A 24,439-nucleotide genomic window follows, 5' to 3' on the forward strand; every position below is an offset into this window, starting at 1 on the left:
GAACGGCGTTCCTAGCTTAGTTTCGTCGTAGCCAAAGCTTGGTAAAACTCGTTAATCTGCCAGGGACGTGCGCCATATTCGGCCAGGCGTTGGGCTAATTGTGCCTCGCCTTCCCAGCCATGCCAGGCAATCTGTTTTTGGATACGTGGTTTTAATAGGACTTCTTGACGGATTCCTAGCCTTTGCGCATGGTCGAGTACTGCTTGGCGTACCTGGGCCCATCGTTGAGCAGCATCAGGGTTAAGTTTCTCCCAACGCTGTACCGGCGGGAAAGGATCAAGGGAATACTCGAATCGGCGCTCTGGCAATTGTTCTTGGGGCAAAGACCATGCCCGATTTATTGCTTCCCACCAAAAATCTGCATCACGTTTGCGTGCTCGGGTGCGCAACAGGGAAGAGTTCTTCACATCAGCCAATGAGCGCGGTTTACGTGCAGCTAGATTTGCTAGTAGTTTGTTCGGCAGAATTTTACCCGGTGCAAGATCTCGTGTTTTTGCGAGATGATCGCGTGCCGTCCATAGTTCGCGTAGCATCGCCAACGCGCGTTGATCTGGAAGTTGGGCGTACTTAACTATCTTACGCCACGGCTGAGGGTGAGGTGGGCGAGGTGGACGCAAGCGTACCTCGTCACACTCTTGGACAAACCATTCCCATCTATTTGCTTGATGCAATTTCTCTATCAACGATTGACGCAATTCAAGTAGCAGATCAACATCGAGAGCTGCATAAGCGCGAAGCTCGGGGCCTAATGGACGCTGGGACCAGTCAGCATCAGAGTATTCTTTCGCAATACCAATGCCGAGTTCTTGGCCAATCATAGCTTGAAGCGAGACACGCTCAAAACCGAGTATGAGACCGGCAAGTTCAGTATCGAAAATACGTTGAGGCTCTAGACCTAACTCGCGTAAGCTAGGCAAATCTTGATCTGCGGCATGTAAAATCCACTCCGCATCCATCACGCGTGCTAATTCGCCTAGTCGATCTTCGATACCGAGTGGATCAATTAAGAAAATACCAGCACCTGCTCGTTTAATTTGGATTAAGTACGCTCGAGATGAGTATCGAATCCCCATGGCTCGCTCGGTATCTACCGCGAATGGTCCGGTGCCTTGACGCAAAGCCAAGACAGCACGATCAAGATCAGTATTTGTGACATCTGGAAGACCATCGCGCGGTTGGTCTAAGAAATCCAGATCTGAAGTCGTATAAACCATTAAACTCGTTCAATCCTTCGAGGCAAACTGGAAATAGATGATTCTGGTGGCATGCCAGCCATTGTGGTACAAAAACGTTGCCAGGCAAACAAATGTTGATCTAAAAATTCCGATTGTGGCGTCCAAGAAGCCCGTACTTCTAAATCGATACGTGAACTATCAATATATAAGCCGCCAAATGTTTCATTAAATACTCGAGTGACGGTGCCGTTAAGAGAATGGAATTGTGCGCCCGTCTCGGCCAATGCTTCTGGTAACCATGACCAAGCGACTTCACCTAACAGCGGGTCATCACCTAAATCCGATTCGATAGGTGCTTGGGCATGGATGACTATCCGAAACGTCCCATTCCAAGCTGCTTGGCCGGCAGGATCATGTAACACAACAAACTTTGCATTACCGCGGAAGAAATCAGGATCTTGAGAAGGAGAATCATTGATTTCGGCTTGTAATGCAACCGCCCAGGGCGCAATCTTTGTTGGAGGCGGAATTTGTACAACATGAAATCCGGAACGAAAAGTATGCCCTTTAAGCGAATCTAGGGCACGAATAAATTCCGGAGTCGGTTGGGCATGTTCCACACTGTTGACTTTAATAGTCACTGGGGCAATTGAGATGAAGCCACGCCGTGGCTAGTCACTTACAGCGCCAATAACAACACCAGGATGGGTGAAAAGAATGTCTTGATCCGTTACGGTTACCTCATCCCACGCTCTATATATGGTGGTGATATGGCTTGGCATCGTAAGGCGTACCTGACTCTTGCGTGCAAAAGCGACAAAGGTTGAACCGCGCATAAGCCAACCACTTACACCATCTTCATCTAGTGCGCATTGAGTTTGTGAGCGATCACCGGAGGCTACATCGGCAAGGCTCTTGCGCAATTGGATTAGCCTACGGACGAAGTCACGCAACCGGCCATGATCACCAGTTCTCGATTCTTCCCAGTTTAATGTGGATTGAATAAAAGCTTGTTCATCTTGAGGATCAATCATCGTTTGTTCTTGATCGTAGACAGACTCAAGATCCCATGATTCGAACTCTTTTTCGCGACCTTCCTTAATATAAGGGCCGATCTGCGGGCCATGATCAGTAAAGAACATAAACGGGGTAGAAGCTGCCCACTCTTCACCCATAAACAGCATCGGAGTAAACGGTGAGAGCAGAATCAAAGCGCGAGAGATTGCGATGTCTGACAGAGGCAGTGAATGTGATGGACGATCCCCTATAAGGCGATTTCCTACTTGGTCATGGTTTTCGTCACTGACGACGAATGCGTGTCCATTAAGATCAGGTGGCACCGGATTTCCGTGTGGTTTGCCTTCAAAAATAGAGTATTGCCCGGTACGCGTAAATCCATTCGTCAACGCTTTTTCAACAGTTTTTGAACCGACATGATCGACGTAGAACGCATTGGTTTCGCCCGTGAGCCACACGTGGAGTGCATGGTGGACATCATCAACCCACTGCATATCCATTCCCCATCCCGTAGCGGAAACAGTTTCGGGATTATTCGAGTTATTTTCCGCAATAAGACTGATATGGCGTCCGGCCGCAGCCCCATAGTGATGAACCTCGCGCGATAGTTCGGCAAGGATGTGGGGCTGGGAATCATCAAAAATGAAATCGGTTGCATCTAATCGCAGTGCATCAACGTGGTAATCTCGCACCCACATCAATGCATTGTCAATAAAATATCGCCGGACGTGTGCTGCAAACTCAGCATCGAAATTGACAGCTTCACCCCACGGAGTGAGATGAGTTCCAGTGAAATAAGGGCCAAACTGAGCCAGGTAATTTCCATCCGGACCAAAATGATTGTAAACAACATCCAGACATATCGCGATGCCACGGTTATGGGCCGCATCAATGAGGGCAACTAGATCTTGTGGACTTCCATAATGGGGATTGAGCGCGAAAATAGACACCGAATCGTATCCCCATCCGCGTTTGCCAGGAATAGGATTAATCGGCATCAACTCAATGGCTTGAATTCCGAGATCAACAAGTTCATCGAGTTTATCTATAGCAGCTCGAAAGGTACCTTCGGGTGTAAAAGTCCCAACGTGGAGCTCGTAAAAAACAGCTCCGCGCAGATCCGGGCATTGCCAGTGATCATCGGTGAAAACAAACGAGGCTGGATCGACAACGACACTTGCTCCGTGGGCGCCATCGGGCTGACACATTGACCGTGGATCTGGCAGTAGAAGGTCTGAATCGACAAGGCGTACCTGGTACCGAGTGCCGGGATCAAGTTCGATTGACCAGTATCCATCCGGCATCGGCTCTAGCTGAAGATCTTGGTCGGCTACAATGGCGCTAACGCGTGAAGCATTGGGCGCCCAGATTGAAATATTCATGAATCTATCCTGCTAAATACTGCAACTGGGAATCGACCAGTGAGGTCACTGAGAGCTTGGGTGCCACCCGAAACTATATCGCCAGTGAAAATATTTTCCCATTCACCTTCAGGCAAAACTACAGTATGGTCGGTATGGGTAAGTAAACCAATTGATCTGGTTGCGATCGTGACCACAACCGCGCGCGAGTTCAAGGTCCGAGCAAAGGCCAGCGCGTGCCCGGTAGATACCGGCAATGGTTGGTATCCCATATGCGCCGAAGCCAAGAGTGGATTTTGTTCACGCAACCGGGTCAACCTCGAAGTAATCCATAGTTTTTCCTCGTCAAGATCCGCATTACTAGCTAATCCGTGCTTATCGAGATTATCGAGGCTTGCCTGCAATGCGACAAAATCAATTGGACGCCGATTATCAGGATCGACAAGAGAGTTTTGCGTTATCTCTTGGCCCTGATACAGATCAGGAACACCAATCATTGTGTAGTGCAGTACGCACGAACCTAAAATGTTGCCACGCACTGCGGGCGCAATCTTTTCCCAGAATTGGCCAAGTGCCTGGCGTACATCTGGGGTATCACATATTGCATGGGCATAGGCGAGCATCTTAGTTTCACTGCTCTGGTTTTGTTCCGTCCACGTAGTCCAAATTTTTTGCTCTCGAGCAGCTTTGAGTAAATAAGGGTCCAAGCGCTCATAACTGATCGGGCCCGCTAAAGTCCAGGTCCCAATAATGGTTTGCCAAATAAGATTTTCGAATTGCCCATCAAGTTGGGCCGGACGCTGTGTTTGGACAATTGCTCGCAGTGTGTGTAACAAGGATGTCCATTCATCTGCGAATTGGGTCAAAGAACTAATAGTGGCACGAACATCTTCACCACGCTTGGTATCGTGAGTTGAGGTCACAACCCCGCTAACTGGCCAAGCGTGATGCATATAGGTTTGCCAGGCGTGGAACTCATCGGGGCTACATATCATGTGATGCGGTCCACCGCCTACTTCATTGGCAGAGGTTAGTGCGGTGTATCGATAAAAAGTAGTATCTTCGACACCTTTAGCCATCACTGCACCACAAACTTGTTGAAAGCGAACAATGGCTTCGAGCCGGCGTTCTTCCAACGTGCGTCCGGCCGATCCGATTTCATTTCCCAGAAGAATATCGACGACGACTTCGAGAGTCTCTAACGAATCCTCATCTAAGAAATCACGTGCCTTTTGAGCCGCATCACGCAAAACTCGTTCATCTTCAGGCGAAGGTCGTTCTCCAGGAACCACATAAGCGCGGTATCGTGACATGTGTATGACAATCTCGGAGACGACGTCGAAAATTCTACGGAACGTGTGGTCTCGCAGTCGCACGTCTGAGTGACAGACCTCAGCTATCAGTGTGGCCAAGCGGTGCATTTCTGCATAGAGAGATGTTGAAACAATGTGGCGTTTAGCTTCAATCTCAGTTCGCGAAACACTCGCAGTGCTTTGCGAGATCTCAGAATACAGTTGGGTTAGTGGCCCAACTCCAGCAGGCTCGGTGAAAAGACCTTGAATCCGGCGCAGTGCGTCATAGCCCGTCGTCCCAGAGCACTGCCAATCATCTGGCAGTTCTTCATCAGCTTCAAGAATCTTTTCAGCAACCAGCCAAGCACCGTGGGTAGCATCATGTAAATGACGGAAGTATTCACGCGGATCAGCCAAGCCATCTGGATGATCGATACGGAATGAATCAATCAAGCCACGTTGCATTAAGCCCAACAACAATTCGTGAGAAGCTTTAAAAACCTCAGGGCGTTCGACTCGGATAGCAGCTAAAGTATCGACGTCAAAGAAGCGCCGATAATTTAGTTCTTCGTTAGCTACCCGCCAATATGCTAACCGATAATATTGACGATCGAGCAATTCAGCTAACGGTAAGGACTGGGTACCTTGCCGGACCGGGAAAACATGATCGTAATAGCGCAGAACCGGCATGGGGCCATCGGCTTCGAAACCTGGAACCACCATGGTATCGAGGCTCAATTCGCCATCGGCCAAGACGCCTCCGATACGTTGCCCTAAAACAGGAAGAAGCAAGCCATCGCCGTCGTCTTTAATCTCTAAATCGAACCAGTTCGAAAAGAGTGATTCTTCGCCGTCGCGCAAAACAGACCATAATGCGCGGTTGTGGTAGAGCGGGGTTGGAACCGCCATGTGGTTAGGCACGATATCGACAACCAGATACATTCCGGCGTCGTGAATAGCCTTAGAGGCCCGTTCGAAACCTGCTAAACCACCTAATTCAGCTGATATTTTGGCGTGATCGACGACGTCGTAACCATGGCGCGATCCAGGCGCTGCCTGTAAGATGGGCGAGAAAAATACGTCAGTGATACCCAGTTGTTTTAGATACGGGACAATCTCACAGACCGAATCGAATGTGAAATCCGGCGTCAATTGCAACCGGTAGGTCGTAACCGGTTGCCGTTTATCTTCTGCAGGAACGTGCGAGTGTGAGCGCAGAACTGAGCTAGTAGACATAATTCTCCTTGTCCTATCTCTCTTAATCCTAAACCATCAAACTCTACGGCTATAGCTCAGCTCACTTACTGTGGAAAGATTGTGTATTGGCAAGATTATCAGTAATCCCACCTGTGGATAACGGAAGAGTAGCCGTTTTAGCGGCAATCGATGCATTATCGGCGTCAGACTCAATCGCCAACGGACGAACAAAAATCAGAACGCTGCGCTGAGGAACCACAAAGCTTTCACCAGGAAGAAGCTGAACTGGAAGATCAGAATCTTGCGCTGTGGAAAATGATGGCAACCACGGCCGAGTGAGATGTGTTTGCGGAATAGAAAATGTTAAATCTTCATCAGAGGCGTTAAAAACAATCAACAGATCGTCGTCGAGAACTTTCTCCCCGCGCACCCCCGGTTCTTGAATAGCGCTGCCGTTAAGCCACAACATTACCGATCGAGCAAACCAGGTGTCCCAATCTTCGTCTTGCATCTGCTCGCCGTCGTGGCGCAACCACAAAATATCGCCGCGTTCAGAGGTGCCGCCGTGGAACGGGGAACCTTGGAAGAAACGACGACGCCGAAGCGTTGGATGAGCACGCCGGAAATGAATGATTGCGCGAGCGAAATCCAAAATCCGCAACGCTTCGTCATCGAGATCCCAATTCATCCACGAAATCTCGTTATCTTGCGCGTAAGTATTGTTATTACCGCCCTGGGTGCGCCCAATTTCATCGCCGTGGCTAATCATTGGAACACCTTGGGAAATAAGTAACGTCGTGAAGAAGTTTTTAATCTGGCGGATGCGAAGTTCGCGGATAGCTTCATCGGTAGTAGGCCCTTCGACGCCGGTATTCCACGAGCGATTATGTGATTCACCATCCATTGAATTTTCGCCATTAGCTTCGTTGTGCTTTTCGTTATACGTGACCAGGTCACGCATAGTGAAGCCGTCGTGAGCGGTAACAAAATTGATGGAAGCAAACGGACGGCGTCCAGAGTGTTCGTAGAGGTCTGAAGAGCCAGAAATACGAGAAGCAAACTCAGACAGAGTTGAGGGTTCGCCACGCCAGAAGTCACGGATAGTATCGCGATATTTCCCGTTCCATTCAGTCCACAATGGCGGGAATTCGCCCACATTGTAGCCATTTTCGCCAATATCCCAAGGTTCGGCAATGAGTTTAACTTGGGAAATGATGGGATCTTGTTGAATAATTTCGAAGAACGAGGAGAGCTTGTCAACTTCGTGAAGTTCACGGGCCAAAGTTGAGGCGAGATCGAAGCGGAAACCGTCAACATGCATATCTTGGATCCAGTAGCGTAGCGAATCCATGATGAGCTGGAGTGAATGAGGTGAACGCATGTTCAACGAGTTTCCGGTACCAGTGGTATCGAAATATGAGGCTTTGTCCTCTGGAACTAGGCGATAGTAGGAGGCATTGTCGATTCCACGAAACGATAGCGTTGGACCCATGTGGTTGCCTTCGGCAGTGTGGTTGTAGACCACGTCGAGAATGATCTCAATATCAGCCTCATGATAGGCCTTGACCATTGACTTAAACTCATCAACTTGTTCGCCGCGGCTGCCAGAAGCTGAGTAGGTATTTTGCGGGGCAAAGAATCCAATTGTGTTATAACCCCAGTAGTTAGAAAGACCTTTGTCTATTAGGGAAGTATCGTTGACGAATTGATGGATTGGCATTAACTCTAGTGCGGTAATACCTAGTTCTTTCAAGTATGAGACCATTGCCGGGTGTGCCATACCCATATAGGTACCGCGAAGCTCTTCAGGTATATCTGGGTGAGTCATCGTCATGCCTTTAAGGTGAGCTTCGTAGATGATGGACTCGTGGTACTCGTGGGCTGGTGGGCGATCGTGCCCCCAATCAAAGTAAGGATTGATTACTACCGAGAGCATCGTGTGCCCTAGAGAATCTTCCTCGTGGCGCTGATCTGGATGGTTGAAATCGTAAGAAAAATTAGCTTGGTGATTATCTATTTGACCGTCGATTGCTTTCGCATATGGGTCTAATAAGATTTTTGTGGGATCGCATCGATGGCCATTTTCTAGGTCGAATGGTCCAGATATGCGGTAGCCGTAGCGTTGTCCGGGCCGAATACCGGGAATGTAGCAGTGCCAGACGAATGCGTCTACTTCCTCAAGACGAATGCGTTCTTCGTTGAGCTCATCGTCGATCAAACACAGTTCGATACTGTCGGCAACAGATGAAAAGATCGCAAAATTGGTTCCAGTGCCGTCATAAGTTGCGCCGAGTGGATAAGGATTCCCGGGCCAAACTTCCATTTTTCCCCCTTGTAGTGCAGGTATAGATTTAGCCTATCTCAGCAGCGCGGCTTTTTGGGTCTTCGCCACGTACTTTGTGTGGTTATAAATCGTCATAGAGTAGGCAAGATGTAGAACCAAGAGTGGTCTTAGCAGTGAGAATAAATAACTAGCGAGAATAAATAATTATTGATGTTTTGGTAGTGCGCGAGTTCAGAAACGATAAGTGCGCCTGAGCGCTGAAGAACTTGGCTGCCCTAGCACACCCTGTGGCTGGGTATGGCCGAAAGCGGCTGAGTGTGGCAGAAGATAACGGAGAAAGAGCGGAAGCTGGGCAGAGGTAGCTGGAGGCTAGCGGAAAAAGAAAAGATGCCCGAAAGTTATGGGGGTGATTCCTCGTGGCGTACCAAATTTAATGGCGTGGCGTACCGAATTTAATGGTTTATGGTGGGCGGTACTGGGTTCGAACCAGCGACCTCTTCGGTGTGAACGAAGCGCTCTACCACTGAGCTAACCGCCCGTTGAAAAACTCTCCTTATGAGGATACGACGATATGGAAGTAAATGCTAGCGAGGCGCACGTGGCGCAGGTCATGTTCTAGCGATTGGACAAGCTAGGGGCAAACTGGCTATATTTATTGAGCGTCACAAACGCGTTTGTGAGTGTCAAGCGGATGTAGCTCAGTTGGTAGAGCATCACCTTGCCAAGGTGAGGGTCGCGAGTTCGAGTCTCGTCATCCGCTCGATGGCCTAGCAGGTAACTGCTTACCACGTGGTGGGTTGGCCGAGAGGCGAGGCAGCGGCCTGCAAAGCCGTATACACGGGTTCGAATCCCGTACCCACCTCACATGCTAGGGCGATTGGCGCAGTGGTAGCGCGCTTCCTTGACACGGAAGAGGTCACTGGTTCGAACCCAGTATCGCCCACTAAACTGTGTAGCAATTCTCAGTTTGTTGCGGATGTAGCTCAGTTGGTAGAGCATCACCTTGCCAAGGTGAGGGTCGCGAGTTCGAGTCTCGTCATCCGCTCAAGTTACTGTATTTTGCAGTATCACAATGGACTCAGTTCGATGAGTCCATTTTTATTGATCGGGCGATTGGCGCAGTGGTAGCGCGCTTCCTTGACACGGAAGAGGTCACTGGTTCGAACCCAGTATCGCCCACAAAAGCGCGGAACAGAGTTATCTGTTCCGCGCTTTGATTTTCTGGCTTAGAATGAGGCAGAGCTGAGTTGGAGTAATGGGGCTCTTCGGATTTTGGCGGGGTTAGGGGTAGATTGTGTTGAGGAGTCGCCAGTTGGGTTTGCCTGCGTAGAGGAGGCATCTGATGCGGTAGTTGGTGAAGTTGGTAAATCCGTAGCCGATTCTTTTGATGCGTTTGATGAGGTTGTTCATGGCTTCGGTGATCGAGTTCGATAGGCGGGCGTGGTGGTAGGCCAGGATCTGGTGATACCAGTTTTTAAGTGTTCGGCTAAGTTGTTGGATTTCTTGGGGCATGAAGTCCTGGCTGGTGTGGTTGATGAGTTGATCAAGCATGGTTTGAGCGGTGGTGATGTTGTCTTGAGCGTAGAAATTTCGGAGGCGTTCTTTGACACGGTAAGCGATAGCGACTTCACCATGAGGGTCTCCTAAGCGTAAAAGTGATTCGATCCGATGTTGTGTTTTATCGGTGAGTTTTTCTTGTCCGTAGACAAGTTGGCGTCTTATACGGTAGAGCGGGTCGGTTTTTCGTCCGCGGTGTCCAAGTGTTTGTTGTTGAACACGCCGGCGTACACGATCAAGGGCTCGGTTAGCTAATGTGATGACGTGGAAGTGGTCAGCGACTTGGGTAGCGTGTGGTGTGACCACGTTGAAAACAGCCCGGTAGGCCGGGCTCATATCGAGTGTGGCATAGCTGATTCCTTGTTTCCAATAGGTAGGGAAGCGGTGAAGGAAACGGGCAACCTCAACATAGTTACGGCTTGGAATAATATCAATGATCTGGTGGTTGGCTACATCGCATAGCGTGGTCACATATTGGGTAGGGCGTTTGTTCAAACGAACGAAACTTGTCTCGTCAAGACCGATTGCAGGAGTTTGAGATAAACGTTTACGATCAGCATCAAGTAAGGCCTGCCCGTAGATGGTCACGGTGTGGTTAATCGTGTGCCAATCACAGCCCAGCTCGGCAGCGACTTCACTTATTGTCTGTCCCATTCCTACTTGCCTGGTCGCCCATTTAGCTGCCCTGGTCGTTAACCGAGAGTGTCTACTAGCAATGCGTTTGTCCTGGCTTGTCCATGACCCCATATCGCATTGATGGTTAGGACAATACCAGCGGTGTTTACGCCAGATCAGACCCATGGGGCGTCCGTAAACGGGCAGATCGATATAAGGAACTCGTGGCCTATCCTTGACTCGTGCCCGTACCTTGCATCGAGGACATAACACGGTGTTAAGATCTTGCTCGATCTCGATTGACTGGTGTGGTCCGTGACGATGATAAGCCACAGGCACAACATCTTTTAAACTCAGCAAACGAGCCACGATTACGTTAGGATCAGAACTGGTGAAGATAGTTTCAGGTTTTTTGCTCACACTCTAAGCATGAACTATCTTCACCACTTTCACATCCCCACACCCCGCCAAAATCCGAAGAGCCGTATTTCTTCGAAATGGTCGGTTATCTTGGCTGCTAAATTTGAACCATTGTTTTCTGTGGTTGTCTGCCAGATATAAGCTGCAAGGTTATCTACTGGATATAAGCTGCAAGGTCCATTTTTGTTCTGATTACTAGCCCATAACAATCATCGACTAGCTCTCAACGATCTATTGATTAGTCCATAACAGTCTATAACTGCTGGTTTTCAGGCCAACCACGCCATCAAAACCGGTTATTCTCCCTGCCTACCCGCAATAATCGAAGTAAATAGCCACGATAGGCGAATCCAATCTGGTTGTTATTCTGAAATGTCGGGTTTTAAGGGGTGGTGGTGGGCTTGGTCTGTTGCAAAACCGGGGTATATGGGGTGATGTCCTCATATACGGGGACATCGCCCCATATACCCCGGTTTCGGCACAACTTAAAGTCTTGATCAGGTTGGATAGTAGATGAAATGGCGTTAGAGAGAGTGGTAGCCGGTAGAAAGTGTGGTTTGGCAGGACTGTAGCTAGATGTGATCAGATTTGGAAAGGCAGGATAGTAGATGTGTTGAGATTTGGTAGGGCTGGTTGGTGGTTGGTGTGTAATTTGGATGAAATATTTGGTTGAAGAGCCGAGATTTAGGGCACACCGGATGGTAGTTCAAGGGGGCTGGTAGTTCAAGGTGGCTGGTAGTTCAAGGGGGCTGGTAGTTCAAGGGAGCTGGTTGGGAGTTGGACTGGAAGTTTGGATGGAGGGGTGCTAGTTGTGATGGGGTTTGCGGATTAGGCTGGCAGAAGTGTCTGTTTACCTGGTATGAGATTGCTACTTCATTCTCATGGCCCGCTAAACTAGACATGTTTTCTTGATGGTAGGGCTAGTATTTCCCGTAAGCTCGCGCTAGTAAAAACGCTAGTATTTCCCTCAATCTCGCGCTAGTAAAACCGGATCTTGCCTCAGGGGGCCATATTCTTCTGCGCGCATTTCTAAGGTGTTGGTAATTCGCGCGGTGGTTAGAGCAAAAAATGATCATCTTAGAACTAGCTAATCGAAGCAAAAATACTGTAGGACAAGGGCTGGTGAAAGTAGAGTCAGGTTTTCGATCCCATGTCAAAGATGATTCTACTTTCACCACCTTTTCTATTACCACACCCCGCTAAAACGCAAAGCGCTCGATTAGCGCAGGGCTGAGCCGGATTAACATTCCACGACGTTGACTGAGACGCCAACATGGACCGCTAGGCCGCCCAAAGCAGTTTCCTTGTACTTAGCCTGCATATCTCTACCAGTTTCTCGCATAGTGACGATAACGTCATCGAGCGATACCACATGCGAACCATCGCCATGGATTGCGGTACGCGCTGCGGTAATAGCTTTTACAGCTGCGATTGCATTGCGTTCAATGCATGGAACTTGGACTAATCCGCCAATTGGATCGCAGGTCAGACCAAGATTATGTTCCATGGCGATTTCGGCAGCATTTTCTACCTGTGCAGGTGTGCCACCCATTACTGCAGCGCATCCAGCTGCTGCCATCGAACAAGCCGATCCAACTTCACCTTGGCATCCGACCTCGGCTCCAGAAATAGAAGCAGTGTTCTTGAAAATCATTCCAATTGCTGCAGAAGTGAGCAGGAAAGTTTTTACTCCTTGCCAATCAGCTCCATCAATAAAATCACGGTAGTAGTGCAGTACGGCAGGAATTATTCCAGCTGCGCCATTTGTTGGAGCGGTAACGACCCGTCCGCCGGCTGCATTTTCTTCATTGACCGCTAACGCATAAAAACTCACCCAGTCAAGTGTACTCAGTGGATCAGTTGTAGTTTCGTTGGTGAGCTTGCGATACAACGCTGGCGCGCGACGCAGAACTTGGAGTCCGCCAGGTAGGCGTCCTTCTGAAGTTGCACCGTTACGAACACACTCTTGCATGACATCCCATACCGCATGTAGATCACGATCAATTTCTTCGGCGGTGTGCATCGATAGTTCATCTGCATAGGCGATTTCGGCAATTGATTTGCCTTCTCGTGCGCAATGCGCCAGCAAATCTGAAGCTGTTTCGTAGGGGAAGGGTACGTCAGTGGTTTCACACACTACTGGATCTGCAGGTGAAATATCACCTGAAACAATGAAGCCACCTCCCACTGAATAGTAGATTTGGTCAGCTAAATAGTTGCCTTCCTCATCCCAGGCTTCTAAGCGCATGCCATTGGGATGCCCCGGTAATTCATGTAACCCATCAAGAACGATGTCGGTATTGGGAGAAAATGCGATATCGTGGGTGCCACCAAGTTTTAGGCGTCCGGTAACTTGTACGTCAGCTACAGCAGGAGCTACGCTCTTGGGATTTACTATTTCTGGTATTTCTCCCATCAGACCGAGCATAACGGCCCTGTCTGTGCCATGTCCGACGCCAGTTGCCCCCAAAGATCCATTGAGAGTACAGCGCACCCGTGAAACCGCAGGGATCTTATCTCCAAGTAGCTCAAGAAATTCCACAGCTGCACGCATAGGTCCCACGGTGTGCGAAGACGATGGACCGATACCGATAGAAAATAAATCAAAAACACTCAATGCCATGGAACTAGAGTAATTGAGATATTTAACCAACGCTAGGTAAGTAATATCTCTCCTAGAAACGATGTCGTAGATGAAGCATTGCCGATAGTGACGTAAACTTAAAATGATTTAGCAATGCCGAGCGCCCTAGTATGGCGAGCGGAAGACTCAGGAGGCTTAAGTGAAGCTCAATATTGATGGTGAAGTCCAAGAATTCGATTCGGCGATCAGTGGAATTGAATTTTATTCCGCACAACGCTCGATAGTAGCCCTGCGGGTTGATGGAGTGTTGAAAGACCTCAGTACTGATCTCACTACCTTGCCTGACAACGCCCATGTTCAAGGTGTTGATATCAGCGAAGAAGATGGCCTTAACATCCTCCGCCATTCCGCCACTCACGTTTTAGCGCAAGCAGTCCAGCAACGTTTTCCGGATGTTAATTTAGGAATCGGGCCATTCATCACCGATGGTTTCTATTATGATTTTGGCAATATCGATGCTGTCACGCCAGAAATGCTCAAGCAACTGGAAAAAGACATGATGCGTATTGTTAAAGAAGGACAACGCTTCGTTCGTCGTCCGATATCCGAAGAAGATGCCCGCCAGGAATTAGCAGACCAACCTTATAAGTTGGAGCTTATTTCACTTAAAGGTGGCAGTGATGCTCAAAATGACCAGGCAGCGCAAGGGGCTTCTATTGAAGTTGGCGGCGCTGAACTGACGATGTATGACAACGTTAAACGCTCCGGTGAAGTAGTATGGACTGATCTTTGCCGCGGTCCCCATCTACCCAACACAAAGCTGATCGGTAACGGTTTTGCTTTGACTCGTTCATCTGCCGCGTATTGGCGCGCAGACCAAGCTAATGATTCTCTGCAACGTATTTATGGCACCGCGTGGCCTTCCAAGGATGAACTACGGGCATATCAGGAACGAATTGCTGAAGCTGAGCGTCGCGACCATCGCAAGCTCGGAACTGAACTCGACTTGTTCTCCTTCCCAGATGAAATCGGTTCGGGCTTAGCTGTCTTCCACCCTAAGGGCGCAGTTATCCGTATGGAAATGGAAAATTATTCGCGCCAAAAGCACATTCAAGCTGACTACTCTTTCGTCAATACTCCTCATATTACGAAAGGGAATCTATTTGAGGTTTCTGGGCACCTCGATTTCTATGCAGATGGTATGTACCCGCCGATGCACATGGATGAAGAACGTGATGCCGAAGGCAATATCACCAAACAAGGTACTGACTACTATCTCAAACCGATGAATTGCCCAATGCACAACTTGATTTATCGTTCCCGCGGACGATCTTATCGCGAGTTGCCATTGCGCCTATTTGAGTTCGGCACAGTTTATCGTAACGAGGCTTCTGGTGTGGTTCACGGCCTTACGCGTGCTCGTGGATTTACCCAAGACGATGCACATATCTATTGCACCCGTGAGCAAATGAAGAGTGAGCTTACTCGATTGCTTACTTTCGTATTGGATTTGCTTAAAGACTACGGTTTGGATGATTTCTACCTCGAAATCTCAACGAAGAATCCGAAGAAGTTTGTTGGCGACGACGAAGTCTGGGAAGAATCAACCCGTACCTTACAAGAAGTAGCTGAGGCATCTGGTCTTGAACTTGTTCCTGATCCAGAAGGCGCTGCTTTCTATGGCCCGAAGATTTCCGTCCAAGCAAAAGACGCCCTCGGGCGGACGTGGCAGATGTCAACAATCCAGCTCGATTTTAATCTTCCAGAGCGCTTTGATCTTGAATATACCGGCCCTGATGGGGATCGCCATCGCCCAGTGATGATTCACCGTGCGCTCTTTGGCTCCATTGAGCGTTTCTTCGGTGTTCTTACCGAACATTACGGCGGAGCCTTCCCGGCATGGCTTGCTCCAGTGCAGGTTAGGTGTATCCCGGTAGCAGATGCGTTTAACGAGTATCTCGACTCAATAGCAAACAAGTTGCGTGCGCATGGAGTTCGGGTTGAAGTAGATAAATCTGATGATCGATTCCCGAAGAAGATTCGTAACGCATCAAAGGATAAGATCCCCTTTACATTAATTGCCGGAGGCGAAGATATGGAAGCTGGGGCAGTATCGTTCCGTATGCGTGATGGTTCGCAAGATAACGGAGTTGCACTAGAAGAGGCAATAACCCGTATTGTCAACGATATCCGTAGCCATTCTAATCAGTAGGGAATTCGATGCTTTCTCGCAGTGGTAGGCCCTTTGCGCAACGTTTCTTCGGCCCAATTGCTCGACTATTCGTGCGAATGGGGATTAGCGCAAATATTGTGACTTGGACGGGCACTATTCTCTCGTGTGTATCCGCCTTGTATTTCTTGCCTAAGAATATGTTGATTACTGGCGTTGTGCTCACCACAATAGTGTTGATCTTCGATAATCTTGACGGCCAAATTGCCCGGCTGACCGGTACAAATTCCGCTTGGGGTTCCTTTCTTGATTCTACTTTGGATCGAGTCACAGATGCTGCGGTTTTCGCCGCGCTGGGAATATGGGGCTACCTGCACGCCCAAGAGACGTTCTCGCCATGGGTGATGAGCGGAGCATTATGTGCTGGTCTACTTGGAAGTGTTGTCCCTTATACACGTGCTAAAGCTGAAAGCATCGGGTGTACAGCCGCGGTTGGTTTTGCGGAGCGTGCGGATCGACTCGTCATTGCGGGGATTTTTACGTTAGCTGTTGGGCTGGGTGCACCGCACTGGGTGATGGCAGTGGGTCTGTGGCTTTTAGCCCTCATGGCTGGCGTAACGGTGTTGCAACGAATGTTCTATGTTCGAGCTCAGCTGCGCGAGCGTGGTCAGTGATGGAACCGCAACGGGTTTTTTCTCTCATTGATTTTGCTGCGCACTACTTACCTGAGTCTGTGGCACGATCAATATTTTCCGCCGTAGGTAGCGTTGCTGGATGGTCCAATCTCGACGGTGTTCGTCAGTTGCGCGCTAACTACCAACGCGTGGCGCCACTGCCTCGCACTTTTGCCCAACGACGTCGTAGTGCACAAGCAATGCGCCATTACATGCGCTACTACTATGAAGCGTTTCGACTTGCGCATTTGACTGACGAGCAAGTAGCTGCCCGCGTTTCAGTGGAGAATATCGAGACGTTGCAACAAACGTTGCGACACAGCTCATGTAGCGCTGCGCTGATGCACATGGGAAACTGGGATTTGGCAGGGGCATGGGCCACGAAGAATCTTGCGCCGGTGCATACCATCGCTGAAAAACTACAACCGGCCGAGATCGCCCAGCGCTTTCTCGATCTGCGTCGAGATCTGGGTATGGTGATATACCACGCAGAGAAAAACGCCCGTGTTATCGATGCGCTCACTATCGATATGGGGAACAACCGTTGCTTTGTCCCGATCTTATGCGATCGAGATCTCAGTGCCAGTGGGGTAGAGGTTCAACTATTTGGCCATGCTGCTCGAGTGGCGCCCGGTCCAGCTATTCTCGCGTTACGTACCGGGACACCGCTGTTCCCGGTAGTGAATATAGCCGATAATTTTGCTCACGATACCCAGCGAGTTCGTAACGCAGGCACTTCGTGGGGAATTAAAGTTATCATCGCAGATCCCATCTATCCCGGTGTTGATGCTCACGCCCCCCAAGCTCAGCGCGTGGCAGATGTGCAGCGAATGATGGATGAGTGGGCTGAAGCTATTTCTCGCATTGGGCGTGACCATCTGACGCATTGGCACATGCTTCAAAAAGTCTTTGTTGCCGATCTTGACCCGCAGCGTCTGGCTCGAGCTTTGAAGGAGTCGTTATGAAGATCGGAATAGCGTGTGGTTATTCGTGGGATGTGGCTGGCGGCGTACAGTTCCATATTCGTGACTTAGCCCAAGAGCTTATTCGGCGGGGCCATCATGTCAGTGTTATCGCCCCTTCGGAGCGCCAGCCGGGCGAAGATGGACTTGAAGAATTTGTGTTCCCCGTGGGCGGGGCTATTCCCATTAAATACAATGGATCAGTTGCGCGACTCTCTTTTGGTCCTAAAGTTAATCGCCTAGTTCGATCGTGGTTGCGCGAGCAAGACCTCGATGTTTTGCACGTACATGAACCGTTTACTCCATCGGTATCTATGTTGGCGTTAGTGAGCGCTACGTGCCCGGTTGTCTCGACATTCCATACGGCGATGGATAAGTCTCGTCTAATGGCAATAGCTTCACCGTTCTTAATTCCAATGTTGGAAAAGATCCAGGCTCGGATCGCAGTTTCTCAAGAAGCTCGGCGTACGGCAGTCCAGTATCTTGGTGCTGACGCATGGGTGATACCTAATGGTGTTTACGTTGAGTCAATGCGGGTTCAATCTCCAGATCCGCGTTTTGTTGGCAGTCCAAAAAACCCTACGTTAAGCTTCTTAGGCCGGATCGATGAGCCACGGAAAGGTTTACCTGTTATAGCTCAAGCCTTTCCTGCTATTATTCAGCGCTACCCAGGCGTACGCCTGTTTGTTGCCGGCAAAGGAGATATCGAGCAAGCCCAGCGTCTCTTTGGTCCGCATAGTCACGCAGTGACCTTCCTTGGTGCGATCTCTGATGCAGATAAAGCTAGTCTTTTAGCAAGCACTGATCTGTATTTAGCGCCTAATACTGGAGGGGAATCCTTTGGCATTATTTTGGTTGAAGCCATGAGTGCTGGTGCATCAATTATCGCCTCCGATATTCCTGCCTTTCGTGCAGTTCTTGACAATGGCGCCTATGGCTGCCATTTTGCTAATGAAAATCCGCAGTCTTTGGCCGATGTTGTTTGCCATGAACTAGCAGATCCGCAATCGCGCACGAAGCGAGCCCAAGCTGGTAGTAAGGCTGCGTGGCGTTATGACTGGAGTACGGTGGCATCACAGATCCTAACGGTTTACGAGACCGCTTTGGCTACAGCCGAGCTGAAAGTGGGGCAATGATGCCGTTGAGTTTTTGGCTTGCCTGTGGCGTTGTCATATTTATTATCGGCGCTGCTGGGATCGTGCTATCAACAAAGGCTCGTCGCCTCGATGCGTTACACAAAAATATTTTACGATCTCGTGCATCGTTTGAAAATGCGTTAACAACCCGGGCGCGCATTGCCCAAGAGGTTGCCCAAAGCGGCGTTCTGGATCTTGCCGGAAGTGTGGTTCTTAATAATGCTGCCCACGATGCAGGTGATGCAGCTGGATATATTCTTGTTGACGATGGTCTTGATGAAATCAAAGTCCACCGATCAGCTCCCACAGATGTTGCCGTTCTCAAACGCGGTGGTCCAGATCGCCTAGATTTAGAATCTGAACTCTCGCGAGTTTTGCGCTTAACTGTTGATCAGCTCGAAGAGATTGACCGCGAGGGGTACACAGATATTTTAGAAAGACTGCATTTAGCTCGGCATAAAGTTCGTCTAACTCGACGCTTTCACAATATTCATGTTGCTGGTGCCCGTCGAATTCGCCAAAGTTGGCTGGCCCGATTGTTCCATATCCAAGGCTATGCTGCCTGGCCCCAAACTATAGATATAGATGATGAATAATCGCAGCAGATATGCACTTCCCTCTAAACATTCTCCGAGTTTTTACACCCACCTGATTATTCTTGGGTTTTTTGCTGGCATAGCTATTTTAGAAATTTTGCCCGCGCTAGCTGAACCTGCGGGACTTTCGGGTGCTGTTGTTTCGGCGCTATGGGCGGTTATCCCAGTTGTTTTTACACTCGTTTTGGTGTGGATTATTGATTATTGGGAGCCAGAAACGATATCGCTGTATATTTTTGCGTTTTTGTGGGGAGGTGGCGTATCGATTCTTCTAGGCGGATCCATCAATGATTTTGCTTCCACCCGGCTTCTGCCTCAGCTCATTAGTGAAGATGACCTTGTCTACAATATTTCTCGTTATACTGCCTCCTGGGTAGCCCCAATATCAGAAGAAATAGTTAAAGGCATGGGAATCATCATGATTTTTGTGCTCTTCCGACGCTACTTTAATGGTCCGATTGACGGCATCGTATACGGTGCGCTTATCGGTGCCGGATTCGGTTTCACCGAAAATATTCTCTATTTTGTACGTGATTATGAGTTCTTGAGTGAAGTTTTTACCGTTCGATTCCTCGACGGTCCGTTAAGCCATGATACTTATTCGGCGCTGTTTGGATTTTTCATCGGTTTTGCAGAGTATTCTCGACGCAAGTTAGCCGTAGTGTGGTGGATGATCCCAGCACTTTTAACGTCTGCTCTCTTCCACTTCATCAATAACGATGCCGTGTATTGGGAAGGCATGACGTATACGAAATACAAAATTCTCGTTAATGTTCCGTTAACAATCGTGGCTTTGTGCTGTGTGATTTTTGCACGAATATATGAAAAACGGATCGTGGTTAGTGGACTTGAAGGCTATGTTCGTGCCGGGTTAGTAGCGCGCCATGAAGTCGTTATGATCGAACGAGTTAAAAATCGTCGCCAAGCCTTGGTTTGGGCAGAATATCAGAGCCGGAAATTAGGTGCCTCGCCAGGAATAGGTACGGAGGCGATGCGTCGCTTCCAAGAAATACTTATCAATTTAGGGCATGAAACTACCGGGATTACTCGGCGGCGACAATGGCGTGATGCCGATGAGCAGGAGTATATTAAATCCTTGCTAGGCGAAATTGAGCGGTTGCGCAAAATTTTCACGTCACGGTAGTTAGGAAATGGTTGAGTTGTCGGGAAATGATTTTGAAGAGTGGCCACTTAACGACGAAGGCTATCCATATCGGCAAGCTGCCCGTGTCATTTTGCTCGACTCACGCAATCGCATTTTCTTGATTCGCGGTCACGATCTTGACGATCCAACGCATACCTGGTGGTTTACCCCAGGTGGTGGACGTGAAGGAGATGAAAGTGCCCAACAAGCAGCCATACGGGAGTTACGTGAGGAAACCGGGCTGAGTATCGACGTCGAACGTCTTAGTGGTCCAGTTATCAAACGTTCTGCGCTATTTCGGTTTTTGGCCCAGGTTCGAAAACAAGACGAAGAATTCTTTATCGTGCGACTAAGTGAGGCTGAGGCAAGCTCGCTAGTAGCTAGTGATTCGCGTGGTTGGACCGCGTTAGAGCGCAAAGTGCTTGATGAACAGCGGTGGTGGGATCTCGATGAACTTGAAAAAATCCAGCTTCAGGGGCAGAAAGTGTTTCCCGCTGGCCTCGTTGCGTACGTGCGCCAATGGGAAGAAAAGTGGGATGGAATCTGCCATATCATTGCCGAAGAATAACACTTGAGGTTTTAGCCTGACCAAGAATGGTTGTAGAATGCCTAAGTAGATTTCGTAACAGAAGGAGATATCCGTGTCAGGACACTCTAAGTGGGCTACCACGAAGCATAAGAAAGCGGCTATTGATGCCAAGCGCGGTAAATTATTTGCCCGTCTGATTAAGAATATTGAAGTTGCTGCGCGTACCGGCGGCGGCGATCCTGCTGGAAATCCGACTCTTTATGATGCTATCCAAAAAGCTAAGAAGAATTCAGTTCCTGCAGATAATATTGATCGCGCTGTTAAACGTGGCTCTGGTGAAGGCGCTGAGTCGGTTAATTATGAAAATATTATGTATGAGGGCTACGGTTCTAACGGCGTTGCTATCCTCATCGAGTGTTTGACTGACAACCGTAACCGAGCAGCTTCAGATGTTCGCGTCGCATTGACTCGTAACGGAGGAACGTTAGCTGATCCGGGTTCCGTTTCATATATGTTCTCACGTAAAGGCGTCGTGGAAGTTCCCAACACTGGCGATATTTCCGAAGATGACATTCTCATGGCTGTGTTGGAAGCCGGAGCTGAAGAGGTAACAAACGAAGGCGATACGTTCGAAGTTATCAGTGAGCCCAACGACGTCGTCGAAGTTCGTAAGGCACTGCAAGCCGAGGGAATCGATTACAACTCCGCCGAAGTTCAGTTTGTTCCTTCGATGAAGGTAGAAATCAGCGACGTTGAAACTGCACATAAGCTGATGAAACTTATCGATGCCCTTGACGACGTCGACGATATCCAAAATGTGTACTCAAACCTCGATCTTACTCCCGAGGTTGAAGCTGCCCTCGCTGAGGAAGACTAGTGCGCATTCTCGGAGTCGATCCGGGACTGACGCGTTGTGGCATCTGCGTCCTTGATGCCGGCATAGCGCGCAGAATTTCGTTGGTTTCTGTTGGTGTGGCGCGCACTGATCCACAGATGGCGCCGCACCAACGGTTACTGGTTATTTCGCAAGAAATTGAAGAGACGATTAAACTCCATCGTCCAGATGTTGTGGCAATCGAACGGGTATTTGCCCAAGATAACGTGCGCTCGGTTATGTCCACTGCGCAAGTTGTTGGTATTGTCTCACTCGCAGCTGCTAAAGCCTCACTACCAGTAGGGATGCATTCTCCTTCTGAAGTTAAAGCAGCAGTAACCGGGCATGGGCGGGCGCAAAAGATACAGGTGCAAATGATGGTCCAGCGCATCTTAGGCTTAGATAAACTTCCGCGCCCCAAGGACGCCGCCGATGCGATAGCCGTGGCGATATGTCACGCTTGGCGCGGGGGAGCCCAAGCAATGGTTGATGTTGACCGCTCCCAGCATGGTGGTGCAGGAATGCTGCCGCGTGCCGAGGGCGCAGACTTAACACCTGCCCAAAAAGCATGGGCGAGTGCTGAGCGAATGTCGCGTCGTCATGGCGCAGTCAAGCCTTCGTGATAAACTCAATCAAACATATGTTCGAAGGAGTGGTGTAGTGATTGCTAGTGTGCGCGGGGACGTCGTAGAGATCGGCACCTCGGCTGCCGTTATCGACGTCGGGGGGATAGGAGTAGAGGTACTTGCTACTCCTAAGACGCTTTCGACGTTGCGGCTAGGTAGCGAGGCACGGATAGCGACGACGCTCATTGTTCGTGAAGATTCGTTAACGCTTTACGGCTTTGGTGATTCAGATGAGCGCGATGTATTCAACATCATCACTGGGGTGAGCGGAATTGGTCCGCGCACTGCGCTTGCAGTGTTAGCAACTTTAACTCCTGATCAATTGCGTGAAGCGGTGGCGACGAAAAATGAAGCTGCGCTCACACGTGTTTCGGGGATAGGGAAAAAAGGTGCTCAGCGCATGATCTTAGAGCTGGGCAACAAACTTGGTCCGGCCCGCCACAGTTCTCCAGTAGTTGGCGCAGAGGGGCAAAGCGCTGCTACCAATGCCGATGTGTTGCAGGGGCTTGTGAATTTGGGGTGGAGCGAGCGCGAAGCAAGCCCTGCGATAGCTGAAGCTATGGAAGCTGAACCTGAGGCGTCAGTAGCGCAACTGTTGCGCCGTTCGCTACAGATTCTTGGAGCTCGGAGATAACCCATGGAGTGGAATGACATCACAACCGGTCAAGCCTCAGATACGGAGCGTGCTCAAGAAGCTGCGCTTCGCCCGAAACGACTTGAAGAATTTGTAGGCCAGCATGTGGTGCGCGAACAGTTATCGCTCGTTCTTGATGCTGCCATCGCGCGAGGTAAGGCCCCAGACCATGTTTTGCTCTCTGGTCCGCCCGGATTAGGTAAGACGACCTTGGCTATGATTATCGCTGCTGAGGTAGGCGGTGCGCTTCGGCTAACGTCTGGCCCGGCGATTCAACACCCGGGCGACTTAGCTGCATTGTTGTCATCATTGCAGGAAAATGATGTCTTATTTATTGATGAAATTCATCGGTTAGCACGCACAGCTGAGGAGATGCTTTATCTGGCGATGGAAGATTTCCGAGTTGACGTTATGGTTGGAAAAGGTCCTGGTGCGACCTCTATTCCGTTGGCGCTGCCACCTTTTACTGTTGTTGGTGCAACCACTCGCGCAGGCATGCTTCCAGCTCCACTTCGAGATCGGTTCGGTTTTACTGCATACCTTGACTACTACACCGATCAGGAATTAGCAACGATTGTTGAACGCAATGCCCGCAAACTCAACGCGGAACTTTCTGGCCAAGCCGCTCAAGAAATAGCCTCGCGTTCTCGTGGTACGCCGCGTATCGCCAACCGTCTACTGCGACGAGTCCAAGATTGGGCTCAAGTTCGCGGTGATGGCAAGCTCGACGTTGCTGCTGCTCAGGCAGCACTTGAAGTTTTCGAGGTGGATTTGCGCGGTTTAGATCGACTTGACAGAGCTGTTCTTGACTCATTGTGCCGGCGGTTTAATGGCGGACCAGTAGGTTTGACTACGCTGGCGGTTTCAGTTGGTGAAGAGCCAGAAACGATCGAAACAGTTGCTGAACCGTATCTTATGCGCCAAGGCTTTATTTCCAAAACTCCGCGAGGGCGTATTGCTACCCAGTTAGCGTGGCGACACTTAGGAATAACCCCACCAACCGATACCCTTTTCTCGTAAGTAGCATGTTTTTCGTAACTAGGCTAACCATGATCTTAGCTGGGTGTTTGACGCATACGAAATAGTGTGGTGTTGTACCAAAAGACGATGCTATCTACGTTTGGTGTAGTCAAGGGAGTACAATGTCTTTTGTTTGGTCTCCACTACGAAACGAGTACAGCATTTTATGGAATACCTAATCGTAATAATTGTCTTGCTAGCCTTTTTGTTATTCACTTCTCGGTCGGCGCGTAAGGCACAGCAAAAACAGCGCGACCAACGCGAGCAAGCGATTGTTGTTGGCAATAATGTTGTGACCTCCTCTGGCTTCTTTGGGCGGATCGTCGATGTCGATGGAGATGCAGTTACATTGGAATCTCCTTCCGGTGATGAAACTGTATGGATGCGCTCGGCAATTATGTCGCAGATGGATATACCACTGGCTATAACAGATGAAGATGAAACGTATAGCAACGATTCGCAACTCTCTGATAACGCTTTAGCTGAAGAACCGTTAGCAGATGACGAGACAGAGTCGGATGATAAGCAAGGGTCGGCGTGGAAGTAGATTCCACCTCCCTTAAAACTATCAA

The 24,439-nt window shown here is 49.4% G+C and carries 19 protein-coding genes and 6 tRNA genes; 17 read left to right on the forward strand and 8 right to left on the reverse strand.

The features are described 5' to 3' along the window. Positions 1-11 precede the first annotated feature (11 nt). The 6 genes from NG665_RS04000 to NG665_RS04025 form a co-directional block, all read right to left on the reverse strand. The gene (locus NG665_RS04000) at positions 12-1,214 is read right to left on the reverse strand and encodes an HRDC domain-containing protein (protein ID WP_252673996.1); all 1,203 of its coding nucleotides are present in this window, start codon (positions 1,212-1,214) and stop codon (positions 12-14) included. Further along, the gene (locus tag NG665_RS04005; RefSeq protein WP_252673997.1) at positions 1,214-1,816 is read right to left on the reverse strand and encodes a DUF3000 domain-containing protein; all 603 of its coding nucleotides are present in this window, start codon (positions 1,814-1,816) and stop codon (positions 1,214-1,216) included. Before NG665_RS04005 ends, NG665_RS04000 begins: the two co-directional genes overlap by 1 nt. A gap of 30 nt (positions 1,817-1,846) precedes the next feature. Continuing rightward, positions 1,847-3,574 carry a malto-oligosyltrehalose trehalohydrolase gene (gene treZ, locus NG665_RS04010; RefSeq protein WP_252673998.1) on the reverse strand — a complete coding sequence of 576 codons (1,728 nt, stop codon included), beginning with the start codon at positions 3,572-3,574 and terminating at the stop codon, positions 1,847-1,849. Then, complete coding sequence (gene treY / locus NG665_RS04015) at positions 3,571-6,081, reverse strand: malto-oligosyltrehalose synthase (protein WP_252673999.1); 2,511 nt, start codon at positions 6,079-6,081, stop codon at positions 3,571-3,573. The genes treZ and treY overlap by 4 nt, the downstream gene beginning before the upstream one ends. A gap of 61 nt (positions 6,082-6,142) precedes the next feature. Beyond that, a complete protein-coding gene (glgX, locus tag NG665_RS04020) occupies positions 6,143-8,365 on the reverse strand; it encodes a glycogen debranching protein GlgX (RefSeq protein WP_252674000.1) in 2,223 nt (740 codons plus the stop codon). A 424-nt stretch (positions 8,366-8,789) separates the two neighbouring features. Beyond that, a tRNA-Val gene (locus NG665_RS04025) sits at positions 8,790-8,864 on the reverse strand. Positions 8,865-9,013: 149 nt separating this feature from the next. Between NG665_RS04025 and NG665_RS04030 the strand changes: the two genes are divergently transcribed. The 5 genes from NG665_RS04030 to NG665_RS04050 all read left to right on the forward strand — a co-directional run bounded on the left by NG665_RS04030 (position 9,014) and on the right by NG665_RS04050 (position 9,505). After that, positions 9,014-9,086 (forward strand) — tRNA-Gly (locus NG665_RS04030). A gap of 31 nt (positions 9,087-9,117) precedes the next feature. Continuing rightward, positions 9,118-9,188 (forward strand) — tRNA-Cys (locus NG665_RS04035). 9 nt (positions 9,189-9,197) lie between these two features. Further along, positions 9,198-9,269, forward strand: a tRNA-Val gene (locus NG665_RS04040). A 29-nt stretch (positions 9,270-9,298) separates the two neighbouring features. Next, a tRNA-Gly gene (locus tag NG665_RS04045) sits at positions 9,299-9,371 on the forward strand. A 62-nt stretch (positions 9,372-9,433) separates the two neighbouring features. Next, positions 9,434-9,505: transfer RNA gene (locus tag NG665_RS04050), tRNA-Val, on the forward strand. 102 nt (positions 9,506-9,607) lie between these two features. On the opposite strand, the gene NG665_RS04055 is transcribed toward NG665_RS04050, so the two are convergent. Together NG665_RS04055 and NG665_RS04060 are read right to left on the reverse strand one after the other, a co-directional pair. After that, complete coding sequence (locus NG665_RS04055; protein WP_252674001.1) at positions 9,608-10,918, reverse strand: ISL3 family transposase; 1,311 nt, start codon at positions 10,916-10,918, stop codon at positions 9,608-9,610. A gap of 1,240 nt (positions 10,919-12,158) precedes the next feature. Then, the gene (locus NG665_RS04060) at positions 12,159-13,541 is read right to left on the reverse strand and encodes an L-serine ammonia-lyase (protein ID WP_252674002.1); all 1,383 of its coding nucleotides are present in this window, start codon (positions 13,539-13,541) and stop codon (positions 12,159-12,161) included. A gap of 160 nt (positions 13,542-13,701) precedes the next feature. On the opposite strand from NG665_RS04060, the gene thrS reads away from it, so the two are divergent. From thrS to NG665_RS04120, 12 genes are all read left to right on the forward strand, one after another. After that, positions 13,702-15,714: a threonine--tRNA ligase gene (gene thrS, locus NG665_RS04065; protein WP_252674003.1), complete on the forward strand. Its 2,013-nt coding sequence runs from the start codon at positions 13,702-13,704 to the stop codon at positions 15,712-15,714. A gap of 8 nt (positions 15,715-15,722) precedes the next feature. Beyond that, positions 15,723-16,346: a phosphatidylinositol phosphate synthase gene (gene pgsA, locus NG665_RS04070; RefSeq protein ID WP_252674004.1), complete on the forward strand. Its 624-nt coding sequence runs from the start codon at positions 15,723-15,725 to the stop codon at positions 16,344-16,346. After that, on the forward strand, positions 16,346-17,311 hold the full coding sequence (locus tag NG665_RS04075; protein WP_252674005.1) for a phosphatidylinositol mannoside acyltransferase: 966 nt from the start codon (positions 16,346-16,348) through the stop codon (positions 17,309-17,311). The genes pgsA and NG665_RS04075 overlap by 1 nt, the downstream gene beginning before the upstream one ends. Beyond that, a complete protein-coding gene (locus NG665_RS04080; RefSeq protein ID WP_252674006.1) occupies positions 17,308-18,444 on the forward strand; it encodes a glycosyltransferase family 4 protein in 1,137 nt (378 codons plus the stop codon). The genes NG665_RS04075 and NG665_RS04080 overlap by 4 nt, the downstream gene beginning before the upstream one ends. After that, complete coding sequence (locus NG665_RS04085; protein WP_252674007.1) at positions 18,441-19,040, forward strand: hypothetical protein; 600 nt, start codon at positions 18,441-18,443, stop codon at positions 19,038-19,040. The genes NG665_RS04080 and NG665_RS04085 overlap by 4 nt, the downstream gene beginning before the upstream one ends. Next, positions 19,030-20,184: a PrsW family intramembrane metalloprotease gene (locus NG665_RS04090; protein ID WP_252674008.1), complete on the forward strand. Its 1,155-nt coding sequence runs from the start codon at positions 19,030-19,032 to the stop codon at positions 20,182-20,184. Before NG665_RS04085 ends, NG665_RS04090 begins: the two co-directional genes overlap by 11 nt. Before the next feature lie 7 nt (positions 20,185-20,191). Next, complete coding sequence (locus tag NG665_RS04095; protein ID WP_252674009.1) at positions 20,192-20,752, forward strand: NUDIX hydrolase; 561 nt, start codon at positions 20,192-20,194, stop codon at positions 20,750-20,752. 73 nt (positions 20,753-20,825) lie between these two features. Then, complete coding sequence (locus NG665_RS04100) at positions 20,826-21,590, forward strand: YebC/PmpR family DNA-binding transcriptional regulator (RefSeq protein WP_252674010.1); 765 nt, start codon at positions 20,826-20,828, stop codon at positions 21,588-21,590. Next, positions 21,590-22,210, forward strand: a complete 621-nt coding sequence (gene ruvC, locus NG665_RS04105) for a crossover junction endodeoxyribonuclease RuvC (RefSeq protein ID WP_252674011.1) — start codon at positions 21,590-21,592, stop codon at positions 22,208-22,210. The genes NG665_RS04100 and ruvC overlap by 1 nt, the downstream gene beginning before the upstream one ends. Before the next feature lie 37 nt (positions 22,211-22,247). Next, on the forward strand, positions 22,248-22,847 hold the full coding sequence (gene ruvA / locus NG665_RS04110; protein WP_252674012.1) for a Holliday junction branch migration protein RuvA: 600 nt from the start codon (positions 22,248-22,250) through the stop codon (positions 22,845-22,847). A gap of 3 nt (positions 22,848-22,850) precedes the next feature. Continuing rightward, on the forward strand, positions 22,851-23,867 hold the full coding sequence (ruvB, locus tag NG665_RS04115; protein WP_252674013.1) for a Holliday junction branch migration DNA helicase RuvB: 1,017 nt from the start codon (positions 22,851-22,853) through the stop codon (positions 23,865-23,867). Between the two features lie 166 nt (positions 23,868-24,033). Then, positions 24,034-24,414: a preprotein translocase subunit YajC gene (locus NG665_RS04120; protein ID WP_252674014.1), complete on the forward strand. Its 381-nt coding sequence runs from the start codon at positions 24,034-24,036 to the stop codon at positions 24,412-24,414. Positions 24,415-24,439 lie beyond the last annotated feature (25 nt).

This window comes from Arcanobacterium pinnipediorum (genome assembly GCF_023973165.1).
Taxonomy (GTDB): Bacteria; Actinomycetota; Actinomycetes; order Actinomycetales; family Actinomycetaceae; genus Arcanobacterium; species Arcanobacterium pinnipediorum.